Below are 18,895 nucleotides of genomic sequence, written 5' to 3'. Positions count from 1 at the left end.
ATGAGCCTGAAAGATCAACTGAAAGACGCGTCGCTGCTGCGTTTCGATGCCTTTATCGATGGCGAATGGCAGCAAGCCGACAACGCCGCCACCTTCGACGTGCTCGATCCATCGAACGGTGAATCGCTCGGCCGCGTGCCGATGATGGGCGCGAGCGAAACGCGCCGCGCCATCGATGCTGCGAACGCCGCGTGGCCCGCATGGCGCAGCAAGACGGCGAAGGAACGCGCCGCGATCATGCGCCGCTGGTACGACCTGATGATGGCCAACGCCGACGACCTCGCGCGCATTCTGACCGCTGAGCAAGGCAAGCCGCTTGCCGAAGCGAAGGGCGAAATCGGCTATGCGGCGTCGTTTATCGAATGGTTCGCGGAGGAAGGCAAGCGCGTCGCGGGCGATACGCTCGCCACGCCCGCAGCGGACAAGCGCATCGTTGTGACGAAGGAACCGATCGGCGTGTGCGCGGCGATTACGCCGTGGAATTTCCCGGCAGCGATGATTACGCGCAAGGTCGGCCCGGCGCTCGCGGCGGGTTGTCCTATCGTCGTGAAACCGGCTGAAGCCACGCCGCTGTCCGCGTTCGCGCTGGCCGTGCTCGCGGAACGCGCGGGGGTGCCGAAAGGCGTGCTCAGCATCGTGACCGGCGATCCGAAGGCCATCGGCGCGGAAATGACGTCGAATCCGATCGTGCGGAAGTTGTCGTTCACGGGTTCCACGGCGGTTGGCCGCTTGCTGATGGCGCAGAGCGCGCCGACGGTCAAGAAAGTTACGCTGGAACTCGGCGGCAACGCGCCTTTCATCGTGTTCGACGACGCCGATCTGGACGCCGCGGTGCAAGGCGCGGTGGCATCGAAATATCGGAACAGCGGGCAGACGTGTGTGTGCACCAACCGCTTCTATGTGCACGAACGCGTGTACGACGCCTTCGCCCGCAAACTCGCCGATGCAGTCAGCGCACTGACAATCGGACGCGGCACGGACGACGGCGTGACGCTCGGCCCGCTCATCAACGAAGCAGCCGTGCAGAAAGTCGAGTCGCACATTGAAGATGCGCTGTCGAAAGGCGCGTCGGTCATGACGGGCGGCAAGCGTCACGCGCTCGGCCACGGTTTCTTCGAAGCGACCGTGCTCGCCAACGTCACGCCCGACATGAAGGTGGCGAAGGAAGAGACCTTCGGCCCGCTCGCGCCGCTGTTCAAATTCTCATCCGACGAGGAAGCCGTGCGCCTCGCCAACGACACCGAGTTCGGTCTTGCCGCGTACTTCTACAGCCGCGATATCGGCCGCGTGTGGCGCGTGGCGGAGCAACTCGAATACGGCATGGTCGGCATCAACACCGGTTTGATTTCGAACGAAGTCGCGCCCTTCGGCGGCGTCAAGCAATCGGGGCTGGGCCGCGAAGGGTCGCATTACGGCATCGACGACTATGTGGTGATCAAGTATCTCTGTCTCGCCGTTTGATGCTCACGGTGGCCGCGTCTTACTTCGCTGCGGCCACCGGCGTCACCTTCACCACCGCCGCCGACATGAACACCGCATGCACGGTGTCGCCCTTCTTGAATTTCTGCGATTCAAACTGCGGCAACAAGTCGATGGTTTCCGTATGCCACGGACCGCGCAGCGTTATCTTGTGACGCTTGACATCGACATTTTCGACGGTGGCCACGACCTCCGTCTGACGCGAAGAAGTAAAGCCGCTCTCGCCGTTCGCGCCTGATGCGGGCGAGATGCTCTGCGAATCTTTGCGCGCACGCTCGCCCGCGCCCTTGCCCGTCACCTTGTCTGCGGTCAGCAACACCGCGTTCTTGTACAACACATCCACCTTGTCGCCGACGTGCAATTGATCGAAGTTCGTCACGTCCTTGCTGATGACGAGCGTCGCATCGCGACGCGGTCCGCGCACGGTCACCATCCGCGTGCCCCGATCGATACTGAGAATGGTCGCCTGAATATGCACCGGCGGCGCGGCGGCAAGCGTGTCTTCTGCCTGCTTGACCAATGCGTCGTTATCTTGCGCGACGGCTGCGCGCAGCGGCGCAGCGACAGCGATCGCGAAGAGAATCGAAAGCGCGCAACGTTTCATTTTCATACATGTTCTCCGTAATGTAATCCGTAGTGCCAAGTATTTCAGATTGCTGTCGGCACGCGTGATATTGCCGAGGCTCGGAAGTTATACCGCGCCGTCATAAGGCATGTCCATTCCCACTCGCGGCACACATTTTGACGAACCGGTAGAATCGGTTCCAGAGTCGGCGCGGGCGCAATTTTGTGCATAAACGCACCCGTCGATGCGCCGTTCGTCACCTCTCTCAGGGCCGTTATGCGTCGCTCCGCGTTCTTTATCCGTTTCATCGGTATCGGCGTTCTCTTTCATATCTATGTCGGCGTGCGGCTGATTCCGGATGCGCCGGTCGCGCATGCGTGGAAAGTGCTCGCGGTGGCGCTGCTGGTGGCTTCACTGGTACTGATACCGCTTGGCATGTCGGCGCGCAATATCGAACAGCAACCTTTGTCGGATCGTCTTGCGTGGCTGGGGCTGACGGCGCTCGGGTTCTTTTCGTCGTTGCTGCTGCTGACCTTTGTGCGCGACATCGTCTTGCTGGCCGTGCGTGTGACCGACTGGCTGCGCGGTGCGCCGATCGGCTCGCCCACGTTCGTGGCGCGCAGTGCGCTGGTGGTGCCGGCGCTCGCGCTGATGTCATCGGCGATCGGGTTTTACAACGCTCGGCGTCGCGCGCCGGTCGTCAGTGTCGATGTGCCGATCGACAATCTGCCCGCCGCGCTGCAAGGTTTCACGATCGTGCAGATCAGCGATATCCACGTCGGTCCGACCATCAAGCGTCATTACGTGGAGCGGATCGTCGCGGCGGTGAATGGATTGAAGCCCGATCTGATCGCCGTCACGGGTGATGTCGTCGATGGCGCGGTGCCGCATCTGGCCGATCACACGCGCCCGCTGTCCGAACTGAGCGCGCGGCACGGCGCGTTTCTCGTCACGGGCAACCATGAGTACTACTCGGGCGCGGAAAAGTGGATCGCGGAATTTCGACGGCTCGGCCTGATCGTGCTGCTCAATCAGCATGTCGTGCTCGATCACGACGGCGCGCGCGCCGTGATTGCGGGCGTCACCGATTACAGCGCCGGCAGTTTCGATCCCGAACATCACAGCGATCCCGCCAAAGCCATCAGCGGCGCCCCCGACGACGCCACCGTGCGCGTGCTGCTCGCGCATCAGCCGCGCAGCGCGCCCGCCGCCGCCGATGCCGGTTTCGACTTGCAGCTTTCCGGCCACACGCACGGCGGCCAGTTCCTGCCGTGGAATTTTTTCGTGCGATTACAGCAGCCGTTCGTCGCGGGCCTCGTCAGGTTCAACGGATTGTGGGTCTATACGAGCCGCGGCACCGGCTATTGGGGACCGCCGAAACGTCTGGGCGCGCCATCGGAAATTACGCGCGTGCGATTGATCGCAGCACCGGCCGTATAACGCTTACGCGGGAAACAAGAGAAGTGGACGCGCGCGATACACGCCGCGCGTCCTGCGCTCGGGGAGAAGCGCGACGTCCGGTCTGGGGAAGACCGGACATCCACATCGCCGGAGGGGAACCGTCGATGCAGAAGCGACAAAGTACGGGAAATGCATACGCACAAGCCAGTAGAAAACTCTTAACTTGCGCATTTTTCCGCAGCGTTTCGAATTACTTTTTGGTCTGCAGCACGACTTTGACCAGTGAGCCGCTCGAGAGCTTGGCTGCCTCGTGCGCGTCGCGTGCGTGAATCTCGATCGGCAGTTGGTTGGCGTCTTTCAGTACGACCACGCCCGTCGATACATCGACGCTCGATACCTGCGCGACGAATTCCTTGTCGCCGGGAATCATCTCCTGCACTTTGGCATGCTTGACGGGTGTCAGCGTGACCGGCTGCATGGCGCTGCTATTCACGCGTGAACCGACCGACACTTGACGAAGGTCAAGTACCTGACTGCCGACGTTCAACTGCGTGGCATGTCCTTGCGCATCGACAACGGTGACGCGATGCGCTTCGGGATCGACCGACTGCACCGTGTCGATGGTCTGCACGAGCACCGCGCCCGCAATGGATGAGGCGTTGACCATCGCCGACGCGCCCGTGCTCGCCAGCACGGTACACAGCGTGGTTGCAACAGTCCCGAATACTTTCATTGTCATGGTTATGTTCCTTTGTTTCGAGCGACCAGCGAGGCTCGTGAGCGGATTGTGCCGCGTCGAAGGATCAATCATGAATGATCGGACTGCGAAATTTTGTCAAAACTCACACGCCAATTTGAACCGATAGCGCACGCATCAGGCCGCGCCCGACATCACCGTGGGTTTCGTTGCGTACACGCTGCGATGCGGCGCGGTGCCGTCGCGCGGCCAGTCGGAACGCGCATCGAAAAACCACTCGGCGCGTTCGCGGCCTTTGCGCAGCAATGCATGAATCAGCGCAGGATTTCGATCGAGTTTGGACGCGTAATCAAGGGGACCGGGATAATCGCGCGCTTCGAGATGCATCTGCACCACGCGTATCTTGATGGGCTTGTAGCGCGCCTTCAAAGACTCGTCTTGTTCGATCAGCGCGTTGATGCGCGTCGTGAAGTAAAGCTCCTGCCCGAGCGCAAGATTGCCCGATAATTCGTTGCGCCGATCGATGATTTCGTTCGAGGACTCAGGCAATTCGTGCCGCCGCTGCGGATTGATCTGCACAACCCAGATTTCATCCGGACGATGCGCGAGGTCAAAGTCGGTGAATTCACGCACGGGCGGATTGCTGCTGAACAGGCCATCCCAACACAAATGCCCGCTCGCTTCGACCGCGCGATAAATCGGCGGCACGGCGGCGGACGCCACCAGTTGGTCCTGATTTAGATGCTCGCCGGGAAAGATCAAACGGTCGCCGGTGCGCACATCGGTTGCGCCGATCAGCAGCGTGGGTTTGGCGCGACGGGCGGAATCGGTGGGAAGCGCGTTGAAGGGAAGATGCTTGCTCAGCAGTTCACGCAAGCGATCTTCGGCAATCGGCGGATAGAGATACGGACTGACTTCGGCGCTGACCGGCAGGCGCGTGACCCACACGCCCAGCGCATTCGCAACGATATCCGGCGCGGCGCGCGCTTCGAGATCGCGCCAGAATCCGGCGAGGCGTTCGACGGCATCGGCGGGGCCATCGAGCAGCAAACCAGCCCACGCGATGGCGCTGCACATCGCACCGCCCGACGTGCCCGACAAGCCGACCAGCTCAAAGCGGTTAAAGCACTCCGCGCTGAACAAGCGCTGCAGCACGCCCGCCGCGAATGCTGCGTGGCTGCCGCCGCCCTGACATGCAATCGCTACTTTGGGAATCGCCATTGCCGCACCTCGCTTTGCGCTGCATCGCTCGACAACTCAAGCATAGGCTACGCGAGTGCGCTTAAGACCTGCTGCGTCGAACGAATCCGGCCGATGCGCGGAAAGATAAAGCGGCATGTGGCATCGTGCATATCGGCGTGGAGATCGGCCATGGCGTCTTCGACGAAGATTTGCTGATAGCCACGCTCGTTCGCGCCGCGCGCCGTCGAATCCACACCAATGGATGTGGAAATGCCCGCCAGCACGATCGTATCGATACCGCGCCGCCGCAAATGCAGATCGAGGTCCGTGCCGTAGAACGCTCCCCACTGCCGCTTTATCACGACGATGTCCGATGGCTGCACGCCGAGTTCGGGGCACGGGTCCATCCAGCCGGCGGGCGCGGTCTCGGGCATCGCTTGCGGCGAATCGGTGATCGGCCGCAAGCCGCCCGGCGCGGACGGCCACGCGACGCGCACCAGCACCACGGGCGCACTCACGGCGCGGAATCGATCGGCGAGCAATCGCGCGTTGGCGAGCACTTCGGCGGCCGTATGCGTCTGCACCGGCAGCGCGGCGATACCCGCCTGAAGGTCGATCAGCACGAGCGCGGTCTTGCTCGTGTCCAGCTTGAGTTCGGGAGCGTTCATCGGAATCGAGGACAGGTTGTTTACGCGTCGGTCTGCTGAAATTTCAGCGCCGCGCCGTTCAGGCAATAGCGCAGGCCGGTAGGTTTCGGGCCATCGTCGAATACGTGACCGAGATGCCCGCCGCAGCGCCTGCAATGCACTTCGATACGCGGCATGCCCAGATCGGTATCGACATGGGTGGACACCGCGCCGTCCATCGGCATGAAAAAGCTCGGCCAGCCCGTGCCGCTGTCAAACTTCGCCGCCGATGAAAACAGCGCCAGCCCGCAACCCGCGCATTCGAACAAACCGTCGCGCCGCTCGTTCAGCAGCGGACTGGCGAACGGCGGCTCGGTCGCGCCGCGCCGCAACACGCGGAATTGCTCGGAGGAAAGACGGCGACGCCAGCCGGCATCGCTATGTTGAACTTCGCGGGATGCGTGCGCGGAGGACATCGCATCGCCGGAAAAATTGGCCGTGAAGGCGCCGAAGAAGCCACGTTTCGTGCGTTTCATGATTTTCATCCGAAGAACGCCTCTTACGTTTTGACCGGCGTACGCGTTGGCACGCCGGGCCGTTGCCGCCTTGAAAACCCCTACGACTTCAGCCGATACCCCGTCTTGAAGATCCACGCGACGATGCCGATAAACACCGCGAGGAACACCAGCGTCATACCGAGACTCACGGCCACGTCCACATCGGCGAGACCGTAGAAGCTCCAGCGAAAGCCGCTGATCAGATACACGACCGGGTTGAACAGCGCCACGGTCTTCCAGAACGGCGGCAAGATATTGATCGAATAAAAGCTGCCGCCCAGAAACGTGAGCGGCGTGACGATCAACAGCGGAATGATCTGGAGTTTCTCGAAACCATCCGCCCATACGCCGATGATGAACCCGAGCAAGCTGAATGTCACCGACGTCAGCAGCAAAAATACGATCATCATCACCGGATGGTCGATGCGCAGCGGCACGAACAGCCCGGCCGTGGCCAGAATGATCAGCCCGAGTATGACCGATTTCGTCGCCGCCGCGCCGACGTAGCTCAGCACCAGTTCGAAGTACGAAACCGGCGCGGACAATAGCTCGTAGATGGTCCCGGTGAACTTTGGAAAGTAGATGCCGAAGGACGCGTTGGCAATGCTTTGCGTCAGCAACGACAGCATGACCAGACCCGGCACGATAAACGCGCCGTAGCTGATGCCGTCCACTTCCGGAATGCGCGAGCCGATGGCCGCGCCGAACACGACAAAGTAAAGCGATGTGGAAATCACCGGCGACACGATGCTCTGCATCAGCGTGCGGCCGGCGCGCGCCATTTCGAAGCGATAGATCGCGCGGACTGCGTACAGATTCATGTGTTTTCCCTGACGAGGCTCACGAAGATGTCTTCCAGCGAGCTTTGCGTCGTCTGCAAGTCCTTGAAGCGCACGCCGGCTTCGTCCACATGGCGCAACAGCGCGATGATGCGGCCGGGTTCGTCGTGCGAATCGTATGTATAAGTCAGCTCGTGACCGTCCGCCGACAGCGCCATGTCGTACGAAGCGAGCGCGGCCGGCACGGCATCGAGCGTGTGTTCGAGTTGCAGCGTGAGTTTCTTTTGCCCGAGCTTGCGCATGAGTTCGGCTTTCTCTTCGACCAGCTTGATCTCGCCTTTATTGATCACGCCGATGCGGTCCGCCATCTCCTCCGCTTCCTCGATGTAATGCGTGGTGAGAATGATGGTCACGCCGTTCGAGCGCAGTTCGCGCACGAGATTCCACATATCGCGGCGCAATTCGACGTCCACGCCCGCGGTCGGTTCATCGAGAAAGAGAATCTCCGGCTCATGCGCCAGCGCTTTCGCAATCAGCACGCGCCGCTTCATGCCGCCCGAAAGCGTCATGATTTTGTTGTCCTTCTTGTTCCACAGCGACAGCGCCTTCAGCACCTTTTCGATATGCGCCGGATTCTTCGGCTTGCCGAACAGCCCGCGACTGAACGATACGGTCGCCCAGACGGATTCGAAGGCATCGGTGGTGAGTTCCTGTGGCACGAGGCCGATCATCGAGCGCGCCGCGCGATAGTCGGTGACGATATCGTGACCATTGACGGTCACCTTGCCTTCGCTCGGATTTACGATCCCGCAAATGGTGCTGATCAGCGTGGTCTTGCCCGCGCCGTTCGGCCCGAGCAAAGCGAAAATTTCGCCGCGCCGGATCTCCAGATTGATATCGGAGAGCGCGCGGAATCCCGACCCGTAGGTCTTGGACAGATTGGATACTTGGATGACGGTTGGCATGGCACGGACGATAGCAGATAAGGCGCGTTTCGGCTTGATCCGTCCGGCCTTCGTGCGCCTCGTGCTGCACTGCCTACAATGTGTGCTGCACAGGAGCCAAAACATCATGCTGTTCGAACAGATTCAGACCGCCTGCCTCAACGACGCCGATTTGCCGTGGGTGCCCTTCACGCCCTATAGCGAGCGCGTGTTGATCAAATATTTCAAACTCGATCCGATTCGCGGCGAGACCATCGCGTTGCTGAAAGCGCCTGCGAAAGGTCAGATGCCGAGGCATCGGCATACGGGGACGGTGATCGTTTATACCGTGCAGGGGCGATGGAAGTATCGCGAGCACGAGTGGATCGCGGAGCAAGGGAGCATCGTGTACGAGACGGCGGGGTCGAGTCATACGCCCGAAGCGCTCCCCGGTGAGCAAGACAATCAAGACATCATCACGCTCAATATCATTCAGGGCGAACTGCTGTTCGTGAACGACGGCGGCCAAGTGCTGGCCGCCGAAGACTGGCGCAGCGGCTGGGAACGCTATGCCGCGTTCTGCCGCGCGCAGGGTATCGAAGCGAAAGATCTGACGGCGTTCGGCTAAGGCTTCACGCAAAGCACACGTTTCGGTTTCCTATCGAATGGGAATGGGCCGCACGTAAATCCGCGTTCTGTCTTTTTCGCTGGGTAGAATCGCGGATAAAGGGCGATGCGTGCCCTGAAATTCATCGAGTTTGCCGGGCGCAGGTCCGGCGCCATCACTGGAGGAAGACAGCATGAGCATTCGGACCGTCGGTATCGTAGGCGCGGGAACCATGGGCAACGGCATTGCGCAAGTCGCGGCTGTCGCAGGCTTGCAGGTCATCATGATCGATGTCAACGATGCCGCGCTCGCTCGCGGCGTCGCCACGCTCACGGGCAGCCTGGAGCGGCTCGTATCGAAGGAAAAGCTGCAAGCGTCTGCGCGCGATGCGGCCATCGCACGCATCGAAACATCGACGGATTATGGTCGCCTGTCGGCAGCGGATATCGTGATCGAAGCAGCGACCGAAAACGTCGATCTGAAGCATCGCATCCTGAAGGAAATCGAACGCGTGGCGCGCGAAGACGCGATCATCGCGTCGAACACGTCGTCCATTTCGATCACCTCGCTCGCGGCCACGTTGAGTCAGCCGGAACGCTTCATCGGCATGCACTTTTTCAATCCGGTGCCGCTCCTGCAACTGGTCGAAGTGATTCGCGGCATTCAGACCAGCGACGCAACCTTCGCCGCCGTGCGCGAACTGACCGAAACACTCGACAAGTCGCCGATCGGCGTGCGCAATTCGCCGGGTTTCGTCGTCAACCGCATTCTGGTGCCGATGATCAACGAAGCCTTCTACGTGCTTTATGAAGGCGTGGCGAGCGCCGAGGAAATCGACGCGGGCATGAAGCTCGGCGCGAATCATCCGATCGGGCCGCTGGCGCTGGCCGATCTGATTGGTATCGACGTGTGTTTGTCGGTGATGGACGTGTTCCTGAAAGATTTCGGCGATTCGAAATACCGCGCCTGCCCGCTGATGCGCGAACTCGTTGCGGCGGGTCGCCTTGGCCGCAAGACGAAGCACGGTGTGTACAAGTACGACTAAACCGCCGCGAAACTGCCGTAGGATCGCTCCATTGAACACGTTCGATGGAGCCGAACATGTTGTCCGAGGACGAACTCTCGCTGCTCGACGCAATCCGCGAAACCGGCAGTCTGTCGCGCGCGGCGGCACGGCTGGGCAAAGCGCCTTCCACCGTTTCGCACGCCGCGCGGCAACTCGAAACGCGCTTCGACGCGCTGCTGTTCGACCGCCGCCGCTATCGCCTGCAACTCACGCCCGCCGGCCATCTGCTCGCCGATGAAGCCGCGCGGCTGATGCTCGACGTAGGCCGTTTATCGCAGCGCGTCAAGCAAATCGCGAGCGGCTGGGAAGACCGGCTGTGGATCGTCTGCGATGAAATACTCGAATTCGAAACGATGCTGCCCGTCGTGCAAGCCTTCGATGCGCTCGGCTCCGGCGTCACGCTGCGCATGACGCACGAAGTGCTGAGCGGCACCTGGGAAGCGCTCCGCGATGGCCGCGCGGACCTGATCGTCGGCGCGACCAACGAGCCGCCCGCGATTCCCGGCCTGCGCTGGTTCGAACTCGGCGTGATGGAATGGGTATTCGCAGTGGCATCGCGCCACGCGCTCGCCGCCGTCGATGAACCGCTGCGGCGCGAGCAGATCGCGGCGCATCGCGCAGTGGTGGTGGCGGATTCGTCGCGGGCATCGGCGGGGCGCGCGTACGGCGTGGTCGGCGGACAGAGCGCGCTGGCCGTGCCGAGCATGCGGGCGAAAATTCTGGCGCAGCGGCAGGGATTGGGCATCGGCTGGGTGCCGAGGCATCGCGTGGCGGGCTTGCTGGCGCGCGGCGAACTTATCGAAAAAATCACCGCCGATCCGCGTGAGCCGAACACGCTTTATGTCGCGTGGCGCGGCGATCACGAAGGCCGCGCGCTGAAATGGTGGATCGAGCAATTGAAGCAGCCGCGTCTGGCCGAGCGGCTGGTCAAAGGACTCGACACACTCGTCTGACACTTTCGGTCGATCGTAAAAACTCGTTACAACTTCCGCAACGATAGAGCGACGGATTTCCCGCCGATACGACGTTTAACCGAATGTCGCAACCAAAAACCGACGAGAAAGCTCATGAAGAAAAATATCTGGACGATTCGACTCGCCGCGCTCGCCGCATTCGGCGCGCCGCTGGCCGCTGGCTCGTTTGCCCTCCTCCATAGCAGCGAAGCGTCGGCGCAGGCCGTGATCATTGCGCCGAACGCGCCGCCCCCGCCGATGCGCTCCGAACCGCCGCCTCCGCCGCGTGCGGGTTACGCGTGGGATCCCGGCCACTGGCGCTGGGCGGGCGGTCAATACGTGTGGGCGCCTGGACACTGGCGTCCGGTGCGCGTGGGCTACCGCTGGGTGCCTGGCCACTGGATTCAGCGCGGTCCGCATTACCGCTGGGTCGAAGGCCACTGGGCCTGATTCACGCGATCCGCTTTCTTCGCAGGAGACCCGCGCCGCCCGCCCGAGCACGATAACCGGACAACCGGAACACGAGGCGGCGCGTTATCAATCGTCATAAGGTGATTCATCATGTTGAAGACGCTCTGCGCAATTGCGCTCGCGGAGGTGATGCTGGCCGGCTGCGTGGTGTATCCCGCGCATCCGGCTTATTACCGCGCGCCGGCCGTAGTGGTTTATTAAGGCGGTAACACCCGCGCGACACCACAACCGACACGACTTTGAACGAAGAAGAAGATCCGGATATCGCGCTGCTGGCCCGCGTCGGCAATCAGGACTCGGGCGCGGTCCGCGAGATCGTCGCGAGGAAACTGCCGCGCATCGTCGCGCTGGCGTCGCGCATGCTCGGCGATCGCGACGAAGCCGACGACATCGCGCAGGAAGCATTTCTGCGCATCTGGAAAATTGCGCCGCGCTGGAAACCCGGCGCGGCGCGCTTCGATACCTGGCTGCATCGCGTGACACTCAATCTTTGTCATGACCGGCTGCGCAAGCAACGCGAAACCACCGCACCCGATGACGATCTGCCTGAACAGGCCGATGCCGCCCCGCTGCCCGACGAACGGCTCGATGCCGCGGGCACCGGCAGCCGGATCGGGCGTGCTTTACAGGCGCTGCCCGCGCGTCAGCGGGAAGCGCTGGTGTTGCAGTACTACCAGGAACTGCCGAACGCGGAAGCCGCCGCGCTGATGGGCGTGAGCGTGGACGCGCTCGAAAGCCTGCTCGCCCGCGCGCGCCGCAATCTGAAGATCGCGCTCGCCGATCTCGAGCGCCCCGCCGGGGAAACGAAATGACACCCGAACGATTCCGCCATCTCACCGAAGCCTATGGCGCGCTGCCCGAGCGCTGGCCGCCTGACGAGCGCGAAGCGGCGCGCGCGCTGATCGAGGCGCGCGATCCTGAAGCGCTGGCGGCACTCGCCGAAGCACGCGCGCTCGATGGCCTGCTGGATGCGCATAAAGTCGAAGCGCCGTCCGCGCAGTTGATCAGCCGTATCGTCGCGTCGGCGGCGAAGCGGCGGCCGTTCTGGCGAAGGCCGCGTGTGTGGTTCTCCGGCGTCGGTTTTGTCGGCGCGGGCGCGGCGGGCGTCGCCGTTGGCGCGCTGATCGTGTCGATGCTCGCGGCATCGCCCGCGCAGACGGCGTCGCACACGCACGGCTGGTTCGATCAATCGTATTCGGGCACGGCGTTCGGCGCGCCGCCCGACGACTGGAGCGATCAATGAGTCCACGTTTCATCAAGACGATCGCGGTCGTATCGATCGTGCTGAATGTGTTTTTGCTGGGATCGCTGGCGGGCGGGGCGTATCGCGTGTCGGGGATGTTTACACATCAACGCGCCGATGCCGAGCAGCAACGCGGCATCCGCTTCGCCGCCGCCGATCTCTCCGCCGACCGTCAACGCGAATTACGCGATGCGCTGCGCGAAACGCGGCGCGATAGTCAACCGCTGATCCGGCAGGCGCGCGATGCGCGTATCGATCTCGCGCACGTGCTCGCCGCGCCGACGCTGGATCGCGCGGCGCTCGATGCTGCGCTGGTGCGCGCGCGTGAAGCGGATATCGGGCTGCGCACGCGTATCGAAGGCGCGGTCGCGAATTTCGCGGCGACGTTGACGCCCGAGGAGCGCATCAAACTCGTCGGCGCAATGGAGCGATACGGCCCGCTGCGCGCAGTGCCGCCGAAAGAACGGCCCGCGCAATAAAAACGACGGATTTCGCTGATTCGCACGTGTAAGTAGAAAACCACGCAGGAGACCAACATCATGGCCATCGCGCCGCAACTCTCGCCTGCCGCCATCGCGGTGAATCGCTTCGGCCTCGGCGCGCGGCCGGGCGAAGCGCTGCCCGACGATCCGCGCGGCTGGCTTACCGAACAGGCCGATCCGAAACGTAGCGCGTATCAACCGATGCCCGCCGCTTTGTCGAATCAGCCGAACAGCGCGCAGCTTTCCGCGCAATTTGCTGAACGCGAGCGCGCGTTAAAAGACACGAAGAGCGACGACAAGCAAGACAAAGCCGCCGTGCGCAAGCAATACGCGGAGATGATCCGCGACGACTACCGCAGCGCCGTCGATGCCCGCGTCGCGAGTGCGCTGACCGCGAGCGCGCCGTTCGTCGAACGGCTGGTGCACTTCTGGTCGAACCACTTCGCCGTATCGATCGAAAAGCCGCCTGTGGCGATGCTCGCCGGTTCTTTCGAAACCGAAGCGATCCGCCCGCACGTGCTGGGCCGTTTCGAAGACATGCTGATCGCCGTCGAGCGCCATCCGGCGATGCAGATTTTTCTCGATCAGCCTCGTTCCATCGGTCCGGACAGCGTCGCCGCGCAACGCGCCGCGATGCGCAATCCCGACAACAAGCGCGGCCTCAACGAGAACCTCGCGCGCGAGATCATGGAACTGCATACGCTCGGCGTGCGCAGCGGCTACACGCAGGCCGACGTAACCGAATTCGCGCGCGCGCTCACCGGCTGGAGTCTCGGCGCGATGGGCGCGAACGCGGGCAACGAACCGGTGCCGCCCGGCCAGTTCGTGTTCCGCGCGCGCGTGCACGAACCCGGCGTGCGCACGATCATGGGCCGTCAGTACGCACAATCCGCTCAGGCCGATGAAGCGCAGCCGCTTGCCGTGCTGCACGATCTCGCGACATCGCCCGCCACCGCGCAGCACATCGCGCTCAAGCTCGCGCGCCATTTCGTCGCCGATAACCCGCCGCCCGCGCTGACCGAGCGCCTCGCGACCACCTTCATGCGCAGCGGCGGCGATTTGCCGAGTGTGTATCGCGTGTTGATCGAGTCGCCGGAAGCGTGGTCGAGTACCCCCGCCAAGTTCAAGACGCCGTGGGAATGGACCATTTCCTCGCTGCGCGGTTTGGGTCGTACCGATCTCCACGGCATGCAGGCCGCGCCGCTGCTTACGCAATTGGGCCAGCAAACCTGGCGTCCCGGCTCACCCGCCGGTTTCGACGATGTCGCCGCGAGCTGGGCTGCGCCCGACGCGCTGGTGCGCCGCGTGGAACTGGCACAACGCTTTTCCGCCCGCACTGGCGATTCACTCGATGCCCGCGCGCTCGGTCCGCAATTGCTGCCCGGTTCGCTGTCCGAAACCACGGCCACCGCCATTTCCCGCGCCGAAAGTCAGCAGACCGCGCTGGCGCTGCTGCTCGTATCGCCCGATTTTCTGAGGAGATGAAACCATGATTTCGCGTCGCCATTTTTTGACGTGCGCCGGTGCAGGCGCAGGCGCGATGCTCATCGCGCCGCAACTCGTGTTCGCCTCCGCCGAAACCGACAAGCGCTTCGTGTTCGTGATTCAGCGGGGCGCGGCAGACGGGCTGAATATCGTCGTGCCGTACGGCGATCCGGCGTATGCGTCGCTGCGCGGGCCGCTGGCGATCGATGCATCGAATGCGTTCAAGCTCGACGGCACTTTCGCGCTGCATCCGTCGCTTGCGCGCACGGCGCAGATGTATCGCGATAAACAGGCGCTGTTCGTGCAGGCGGTGGCGTCGCCCTATCGCGAGCGTTCGCATTTCGACGGCCAGAACGTGCTCGAAACCGGTGGCACCGCGCCGTATCAGATGAAAGACGGCTGGCTGAATCGCTTATTGTCGATGCTGCCCGCGCCGCGCACCGATGCCATCGCGTTCGCGCCAACCGTTCCGCTGGCCTTGCGTGGCCGCGCGCAGGTGACGTCGTACGCGCCGTCGTCGCTGCCGCAAGCGCCCGACGATCTCATCACGCGCGTCTCCCAGCTCTATGCCGGCGATGCGCAACTGCATCCGCTGTGGGACGCCGCGATGCAGGCTCGCGGCCTCGCCGCCGATGCGGGCGCGCGTCAGGATCCCGCGAGTCTCGGCAAGCTCGCCGCGAACTTCCTGAGCAAGCCCGACGGCCCGCGTATCGCGATGATCGAAACCGGCGGATGGGATACGCACAGCGCGCAGAATCCGCGCCTCGCCAATACGCTCAAGGCGCTCGATACCATGATCGGCGCACTCGCCGATGGCATGGGCGCGCAATGGGCCAATACCACAGTGCTCGTTGCCACCGAATTCGGACGCACGGCGGCGGCGAACGGCACGGGCGGCACGGATCACGGCACGGCATCGGCGGCGATGATTTTCGGCGGCGCGGTATCGGGCGGGCGCGTGATCGCGGATTGGCCGGGATTGAGCAATGGCGCGCTGTATCAATCGCGCGATCTGAAGCCAACCACCGGGCTCGACGCCGTGATCGCCAGCGCGACGGGCGAGACGTTCGGCATCGAGCCGCAGCGCGTCGCGTCGAACTTGTTTCCGGAGCTTGGGACGCAGCGCTTCGGCCAGCGGATTCTGCGCGCCTGATTTATTGCGTCAGTAGCGCCGCGACGTGCGCCGATCCCGTCTGCACCGCGATGTCCTTCGCGGTCATGCCGCGATCGTCGCGCAGAGCGGGATTCGCGCCGCGCGCCAGCAACGCCGATGCCGTCTGCGCCTGATCGTAGCCCGCCGCCCACATCAACGCGGTCAGATGGTTGTGATACGGCGTGTTGACATCGCTGCCCGCGTCGAGCAGTTGCGTGACGATGGCGGTGTGCCCGCGCCCCGCTGCGTATTCCATCGCCGTTTTGCCGACGCGATCGGTCGCCTTGAGGCCGGCGTGATGCGCGATCAGTAACGCGGCGAGTTCGGCGTTGCCATCGTAGGCGGCGGCCATCAGCGGCGTGATGCCTTGCACATCGGCCTGACTCACGTTCGCGCCGCGATCGATCAGCATGCGCGCCATCGGCGTGAGGCCGCGCTTGCACGCGCTGATCAACGGTGTATCGCCGATACGGTTGCGCGTATCCACTTTCGCGCCTTCATCGAGCGCACGCGCGACGGCTTGCGTATCGCCGTTGCGTGTGGCCGCGAGCAGCCGTTCGTTGAGCGCATAGGCGGCGTCTTGCGCATACACGTTCGCGCAAAAACACGCAGCGAACAGCATCGTCGATATTTTCATTGAAGATTGGCGATGTAGTTGGCCAGATTCTCGATATCCGCATCGGATAAATTCTTCGTCACGCTGGTCATGTTGCCCGCGTCGTTCGTGCGCTTCTTCGCACGAAAATCCTGCAACTGTTTGACGATATACGCGTACTGCTGACCCGCCACGCGCGGAATCTCGTTCTGCCCTTTGAAGCCGCCGAGATGGCACATCGTGCAGAGCACCTCTTCGGACTTCTTGCGTCCCGCTTCGACCTTGACCGCATCTGCCTTGAAGTCGGTCGATGCGGGCGTTTGCGCGGCGAAGTAATCGGCGAGATCGTGCATATCGTCGGGCGAGAGATTCGCGGCCATCGGCGACATGCGCGGATCGCTGCGGCGGCCCGCTTTGAAGTCGCGCAGTTCGAGATAGATATAACGCGATGTCTGACCCGCGAGCGACGGATAATCGCCGCTCGTCGAATTGCCGTTCTGGCCGTGACACGCCGCGCACACGGCGGCTTTCGCGGCGCCGGCCTGCGCGTCCGCGAAAGAATGGGAAGGCAGCGACAATAACAGGCACGCGACGGTCCACAGCGCATACACGAGCCAGACGCGCAGGCGCTTCGGGCGGGTCATCATCGGTCAGTTCAGCGCGAACACGACGACGCTATTGCCACGCTTGTAGTCGAGCTGCGTATTGCCGCCCGCCGCCACCGCGATGTATTGCTTGCCGTTGACCATGTACGACACCGCAGGCGCATTCACGCCCGCGCCGCACTGGAACGCCCAGAGCTTGCGGCCGCTGGACGCATCGAACGCGGTGAACATGCCGTTGCCTTCGCCGTTGAAGACGAGATTGCCCGCCGTCGCCAGCACGCCGCCGATCAACGGCTGGTCGGTCTTCACGCCCCACGCGATCTTTCCCGTGTCCACGTTCACCGCGACCAGCCTGCCCCATTGCTGCTCGGACGGAATGGTCTTGAACGCGCCGCCGAGCCACAGCTTGCCGCCGGGATACGCGGCGTCTTCCACCTGATACGTCATCGGCTGATGAAGATTCGCGGCGTAGGCCAGACGCGTCTTCGGATTGAAGGCCATCGGCGACCATTCGACGCCGCCGTTCGCGCCCGGCAACATGCGTGCGCCGTTCGCCGTCGGCAAGGTCCAGACGCCTTCCTGCGGAATCATCGCTTCGGAGACGCGGATCAGATGACCGTCGCGCCTGTCGTGCACGTAGACGAATCCCGTCTTGCCGCCGTGGATGATGCCGGGAATCGTCTTGCCATCCTTGTCCTTTACGTCGATGAGAATCGGCGGGCTGACGGCATCGAGGTCCCACACGTCATGCGCGATGTACTGGTAATGCCATTTGTACTTGCCCGTGTCGAGATCGACAGCGACGAGGGAATCGGTATAAAGATTGTCGCCGGGGCGAATTGCGCCATACAAATCCGGCGATGGATTGCCGACCACGAAATACAGCGTGTGCGAGGCGCGATCGACGGCGGGAGCCATCCACACGCCGCCGCCGAGTTGCTTGTAGAAGTCGCCGCCCTTTTCCGCGAGCGTCTTCTTTTCGGCGGCGATATCGCGCTTCATGTTGCGGCCCACGGCGTCGTTTTCGGCCCAGACGCCTTCCTGACCGGAATCGGGAATCGTGTAGAAGGTCCAGAGCAACTGGCCGGAATTCGCATCGAACGCTTTGACGAAACCGCGTATGCCGTACTCGCCGCCGTTCGTGCCGATCAGCACCTTGCCATCGACGACGACCGGGGCCATCGTTTCCGAATAGCCTTCTTCGGGATCGGCGATCTGCGAAGACCAGACTACGTTGCCGGTTTTCGCATCGAGCGCGACGAGTTTGGCGTCGAGCGTGCCCATGTAGAGCCGGTCGCCGGAGATCGCGACGCCGCGATTGTTCGGGCCGCAGCAGAACGTGGTGACCGAACCCATCTTGTGCTTGTAATGCCAATACTCTTTGCCGGTGACGGCATCGATTGCATAGACGTGGTTGTAGGACGTGGTCAGGAACATCACGCCGTTCGATACGATCGGCGCGGTTTCCATCGACTCCATCACGGCGGTCTGGAAGATGAACACCGGTTTGAGCTTGCCGACATTCGACGTATTGATCTGCGATGCGGGCGCATAGCGCGTTTGCGCATACGATCCGTTCGAATGCAGCCACGACGCGCTGTCGGTGCCGGACGCGTCGAGTTGCGTTTGCGAGACGGGCCGCAACGCCGATGGAACCGGCGCGGCTTGCGTGGTATTGGTGTTTTGTATCTCGTCCGCTGCGCGCGTTCCGGGCGATGTAATCATCCCGAAAGCGCCGAGCACGACGGCGAGTGAACCAAGCGAAGTACGGGAATAACCGGACATGGCAGTCTCCCAATTCGTTCTTGTTTTGCGCGGTGGGGTGAACGTCGGGGTCGCTCGATCGGCGTCCTTCACGTCCTCAATGAGCATAGGCAATTTAACGATGCAATTCCAGAAACCGTGTTGATCGTTATGTCTCGTACCATGACCTGATCGCACCAAATTTTTTAGTAGTATGGATTGCAATGCGGGTATGATGCCGCCGTCGTATCAGGCTGCTTTCTTGTCCTGATCATTCCTCTTC

Annotated in this window: 21 protein-coding genes; 11 read left to right on the top strand and 10 right to left on the bottom strand. The window is 62.7% G+C overall.

Annotated features, from left to right (window positions below; translation table 11 throughout):
• Entirely contained in the window at window positions 1–1,461 is a 1,461-nt protein-coding gene (locus P7F28_RS12265; protein WP_277184752.1) for an NAD-dependent succinate-semialdehyde dehydrogenase, read from the top strand.
• A gap of 19 nt (window positions 1,462–1,480) precedes the next feature.
• Here P7F28_RS12265 and P7F28_RS12260 read toward each other — a convergent pair whose 3' ends face one another.
• Window positions 1,481–2,089, bottom strand: coding sequence for a hypothetical protein (locus tag P7F28_RS12260; RefSeq protein ID WP_277184751.1), 609 nt, complete (start codon window positions 2,087–2,089; stop codon window positions 1,481–1,483).
• Window positions 2,090–2,320: 231 nt separating this feature from the next.
• On the opposite strand from P7F28_RS12260, the gene P7F28_RS12255 reads away from it, so the two are divergent.
• Window positions 2,321–3,484 carry a metallophosphoesterase gene (locus P7F28_RS12255; RefSeq protein ID WP_277184750.1) on the top strand — a complete coding sequence of 388 codons (1,164 nt, stop codon included), beginning with the start codon at window positions 2,321–2,323 and terminating at the stop codon, window positions 3,482–3,484.
• A 211-nt stretch (window positions 3,485–3,695) separates the two neighbouring features.
• Here the strand turns inward: P7F28_RS12255 and P7F28_RS12250 are convergent, their stop codons facing one another.
• The 6 genes from P7F28_RS12250 to P7F28_RS12225 form a co-directional block, all read right to left on the bottom strand.
• On the bottom strand, window positions 3,696–4,184 hold the full coding sequence (locus tag P7F28_RS12250) for a hypothetical protein (protein WP_277184749.1): 489 nt from the start codon (window positions 4,182–4,184) through the stop codon (window positions 3,696–3,698).
• A 135-nt stretch (window positions 4,185–4,319) separates the two neighbouring features.
• Window positions 4,320–5,363: a patatin-like phospholipase family protein gene (locus P7F28_RS12245; RefSeq protein WP_277184748.1), complete on the bottom strand. Its 1,044-nt coding sequence runs from the start codon at window positions 5,361–5,363 to the stop codon at window positions 4,320–4,322.
• 47 nt (window positions 5,364–5,410) lie between these two features.
• A complete protein-coding gene (locus P7F28_RS12240) occupies window positions 5,411–5,992 on the bottom strand; it encodes a hydrolase (protein ID WP_277184747.1) in 582 nt (193 codons plus the stop codon).
• Window positions 5,993–6,012: 20 nt separating this feature from the next.
• The gene (gene msrB, locus P7F28_RS12235) at window positions 6,013–6,495 is read right to left on the bottom strand and encodes a peptide-methionine (R)-S-oxide reductase MsrB (protein WP_277184746.1); all 483 of its coding nucleotides are present in this window, start codon (window positions 6,493–6,495) and stop codon (window positions 6,013–6,015) included.
• Window positions 6,496–6,566: 71 nt separating this feature from the next.
• Complete coding sequence (locus tag P7F28_RS12230; protein ID WP_277184745.1) at window positions 6,567–7,328, bottom strand: ABC transporter permease; 762 nt, start codon at window positions 7,326–7,328, stop codon at window positions 6,567–6,569.
• Complete coding sequence (locus tag P7F28_RS12225; RefSeq protein WP_277184744.1) at window positions 7,325–8,251, bottom strand: ABC transporter ATP-binding protein; 927 nt, start codon at window positions 8,249–8,251, stop codon at window positions 7,325–7,327. Before P7F28_RS12225 ends, P7F28_RS12230 begins: the two co-directional genes overlap by 4 nt.
• Window positions 8,252–8,357: 106 nt before the next feature.
• On the opposite strand from P7F28_RS12225, the gene P7F28_RS12220 reads away from it, so the two are divergent.
• The 9 genes from P7F28_RS12220 to P7F28_RS12180 all read left to right on the top strand — a co-directional run bounded on the left by P7F28_RS12220 (window position 8,358) and on the right by P7F28_RS12180 (window position 15,669).
• On the top strand, window positions 8,358–8,837 hold the full coding sequence (locus P7F28_RS12220; RefSeq protein WP_277184743.1) for a 2,4'-dihydroxyacetophenone dioxygenase family protein: 480 nt from the start codon (window positions 8,358–8,360) through the stop codon (window positions 8,835–8,837).
• 172 nt (window positions 8,838–9,009) lie between these two features.
• Window positions 9,010–9,861 (top strand): 3-hydroxybutyryl-CoA dehydrogenase, encoded by an 852-nt coding sequence (locus tag P7F28_RS12215; RefSeq protein WP_277184742.1) that lies wholly within the window; start codon window positions 9,010–9,012, stop codon window positions 9,859–9,861.
• A 56-nt stretch (window positions 9,862–9,917) separates the two neighbouring features.
• Window positions 9,918–10,835 (top strand): LysR family transcriptional regulator, encoded by a 918-nt coding sequence (locus tag P7F28_RS12210; protein ID WP_277184741.1) that lies wholly within the window; start codon window positions 9,918–9,920, stop codon window positions 10,833–10,835.
• Between the two features lie 114 nt (window positions 10,836–10,949).
• Window positions 10,950–11,285 carry a YXWGXW repeat-containing protein gene (locus P7F28_RS12205; RefSeq protein ID WP_277184740.1) on the top strand — a complete coding sequence of 112 codons (336 nt, stop codon included), beginning with the start codon at window positions 10,950–10,952 and terminating at the stop codon, window positions 11,283–11,285.
• Between the two features lie 260 nt (window positions 11,286–11,545).
• On the top strand, window positions 11,546–12,118 hold the full coding sequence (locus P7F28_RS12200) for an RNA polymerase sigma factor (protein ID WP_277184739.1): 573 nt from the start codon (window positions 11,546–11,548) through the stop codon (window positions 12,116–12,118).
• On the top strand, window positions 12,115–12,549 hold the full coding sequence (locus tag P7F28_RS12195) for a hypothetical protein (protein WP_277184738.1): 435 nt from the start codon (window positions 12,115–12,117) through the stop codon (window positions 12,547–12,549). Before P7F28_RS12200 ends, P7F28_RS12195 begins: the two co-directional genes overlap by 4 nt.
• Window positions 12,546–13,028 carry a periplasmic heavy metal sensor gene (locus P7F28_RS12190; RefSeq protein ID WP_277184737.1) on the top strand — a complete coding sequence of 161 codons (483 nt, stop codon included), beginning with the start codon at window positions 12,546–12,548 and terminating at the stop codon, window positions 13,026–13,028. Before P7F28_RS12195 ends, P7F28_RS12190 begins: the two co-directional genes overlap by 4 nt.
• A gap of 60 nt (window positions 13,029–13,088) precedes the next feature.
• Window positions 13,089–14,516 (top strand): DUF1800 family protein, encoded by a 1,428-nt coding sequence (locus P7F28_RS12185; protein ID WP_277184736.1) that lies wholly within the window; start codon window positions 13,089–13,091, stop codon window positions 14,514–14,516.
• Between the two features lie 4 nt (window positions 14,517–14,520).
• Window positions 14,521–15,669, top strand: coding sequence for a DUF1501 domain-containing protein (locus tag P7F28_RS12180; RefSeq protein ID WP_277184735.1), 1,149 nt, complete (start codon window positions 14,521–14,523; stop codon window positions 15,667–15,669).
• 1 nt (window position 15,670) lies between these two features.
• Here the strand turns inward: P7F28_RS12180 and P7F28_RS12175 are convergent, their stop codons facing one another.
• Genes P7F28_RS12175 through P7F28_RS12165 form a run of 3 tightly spaced genes read right to left on the bottom strand, consistent with a single transcriptional unit; the run spans window position 15,671 to window position 18,594 of the window.
• Window positions 15,671–16,306: an ankyrin repeat domain-containing protein gene (locus tag P7F28_RS12175; protein ID WP_277184734.1), complete on the bottom strand. Its 636-nt coding sequence runs from the start codon at window positions 16,304–16,306 to the stop codon at window positions 15,671–15,673.
• Window positions 16,303–16,911 carry a cytochrome c gene (locus P7F28_RS12170; RefSeq protein ID WP_277184733.1) on the bottom strand — a complete coding sequence of 203 codons (609 nt, stop codon included), beginning with the start codon at window positions 16,909–16,911 and terminating at the stop codon, window positions 16,303–16,305. The genes P7F28_RS12175 and P7F28_RS12170 overlap by 4 nt, the downstream gene beginning before the upstream one ends.
• A gap of 3 nt (window positions 16,912–16,914) precedes the next feature.
• Complete coding sequence (locus tag P7F28_RS12165; RefSeq protein ID WP_277184769.1) at window positions 16,915–18,594, bottom strand: PQQ-binding-like beta-propeller repeat protein; 1,680 nt, start codon at window positions 18,592–18,594, stop codon at window positions 16,915–16,917.
• Between the last annotated feature and the right edge of the window lie 301 nt (window positions 18,595–18,895).

The organism is Caballeronia sp. BR00000012568055, assembly GCF_029439455.1.
GTDB lineage: Bacteria > Pseudomonadota > Gammaproteobacteria > Burkholderiales > Burkholderiaceae > Caballeronia.
This window is presented reverse-complemented; position numbering and strand designations above follow the sequence as displayed.

Coding starts and splice junctions, on each gene's coding strand:
- P7F28_RS12265 (WP_277184752.1), top strand. CDS start 1: ATGAGCCTGAAAGATCAACTGAAAGACGCGTCGCTGCTGCGTTTCGAT.
- P7F28_RS12260 (WP_277184751.1), bottom strand. CDS start 2,089: ATGAAAATGAAACGTTGCGCGCTTTCGATTCTCTTCGCGATCGCTGTC.
- P7F28_RS12255 (WP_277184750.1), top strand. CDS start 2,321: ATGCGTCGCTCCGCGTTCTTTATCCGTTTCATCGGTATCGGCGTTCTC.
- P7F28_RS12250 (WP_277184749.1), bottom strand. CDS start 4,184: ATGACAATGAAAGTATTCGGGACTGTTGCAACCACGCTGTGTACCGTG.
- P7F28_RS12245 (WP_277184748.1), bottom strand. CDS start 5,363: ATGGCGATTCCCAAAGTAGCGATTGCATGTCAGGGCGGCGGCAGCCAC.
- P7F28_RS12240 (WP_277184747.1), bottom strand. CDS start 5,992: ATGAACGCTCCCGAACTCAAGCTGGACACGAGCAAGACCGCGCTCGTG.
- msrB (WP_277184746.1), bottom strand. CDS start 6,495: ATGAAAATCATGAAACGCACGAAACGTGGCTTCTTCGGCGCCTTCACG.
- P7F28_RS12230 (WP_277184745.1), bottom strand. CDS start 7,328: ATGAATCTGTACGCAGTCCGCGCGATCTATCGCTTCGAAATGGCGCGC.
- P7F28_RS12225 (WP_277184744.1), bottom strand. CDS start 8,251: ATGCCAACCGTCATCCAAGTATCCAATCTGTCCAAGACCTACGGGTCG.
- P7F28_RS12220 (WP_277184743.1), top strand. CDS start 8,358: ATGCTGTTCGAACAGATTCAGACCGCCTGCCTCAACGACGCCGATTTG.
- P7F28_RS12215 (WP_277184742.1), top strand. CDS start 9,010: ATGAGCATTCGGACCGTCGGTATCGTAGGCGCGGGAACCATGGGCAAC.
- P7F28_RS12210 (WP_277184741.1), top strand. CDS start 9,918: ATGTTGTCCGAGGACGAACTCTCGCTGCTCGACGCAATCCGCGAAACC.
- P7F28_RS12205 (WP_277184740.1), top strand. CDS start 10,950: ATGAAGAAAAATATCTGGACGATTCGACTCGCCGCGCTCGCCGCATTC.
- P7F28_RS12195 (WP_277184738.1), top strand. CDS start 12,115: ATGACACCCGAACGATTCCGCCATCTCACCGAAGCCTATGGCGCGCTG.
- P7F28_RS12190 (WP_277184737.1), top strand. CDS start 12,546: ATGAGTCCACGTTTCATCAAGACGATCGCGGTCGTATCGATCGTGCTG.
- P7F28_RS12185 (WP_277184736.1), top strand. CDS start 13,089: ATGGCCATCGCGCCGCAACTCTCGCCTGCCGCCATCGCGGTGAATCGC.
- P7F28_RS12180 (WP_277184735.1), top strand. CDS start 14,521: ATGATTTCGCGTCGCCATTTTTTGACGTGCGCCGGTGCAGGCGCAGGC.
- P7F28_RS12175 (WP_277184734.1), bottom strand. CDS start 16,306: ATGAAAATATCGACGATGCTGTTCGCTGCGTGTTTTTGCGCGAACGTG.
- P7F28_RS12170 (WP_277184733.1), bottom strand. CDS start 16,911: ATGATGACCCGCCCGAAGCGCCTGCGCGTCTGGCTCGTGTATGCGCTG.
- P7F28_RS12165 (WP_277184769.1), bottom strand. CDS start 18,594: ATGATTACATCGCCCGGAACGCGCGCAGCGGACGAGATACAAAACACC.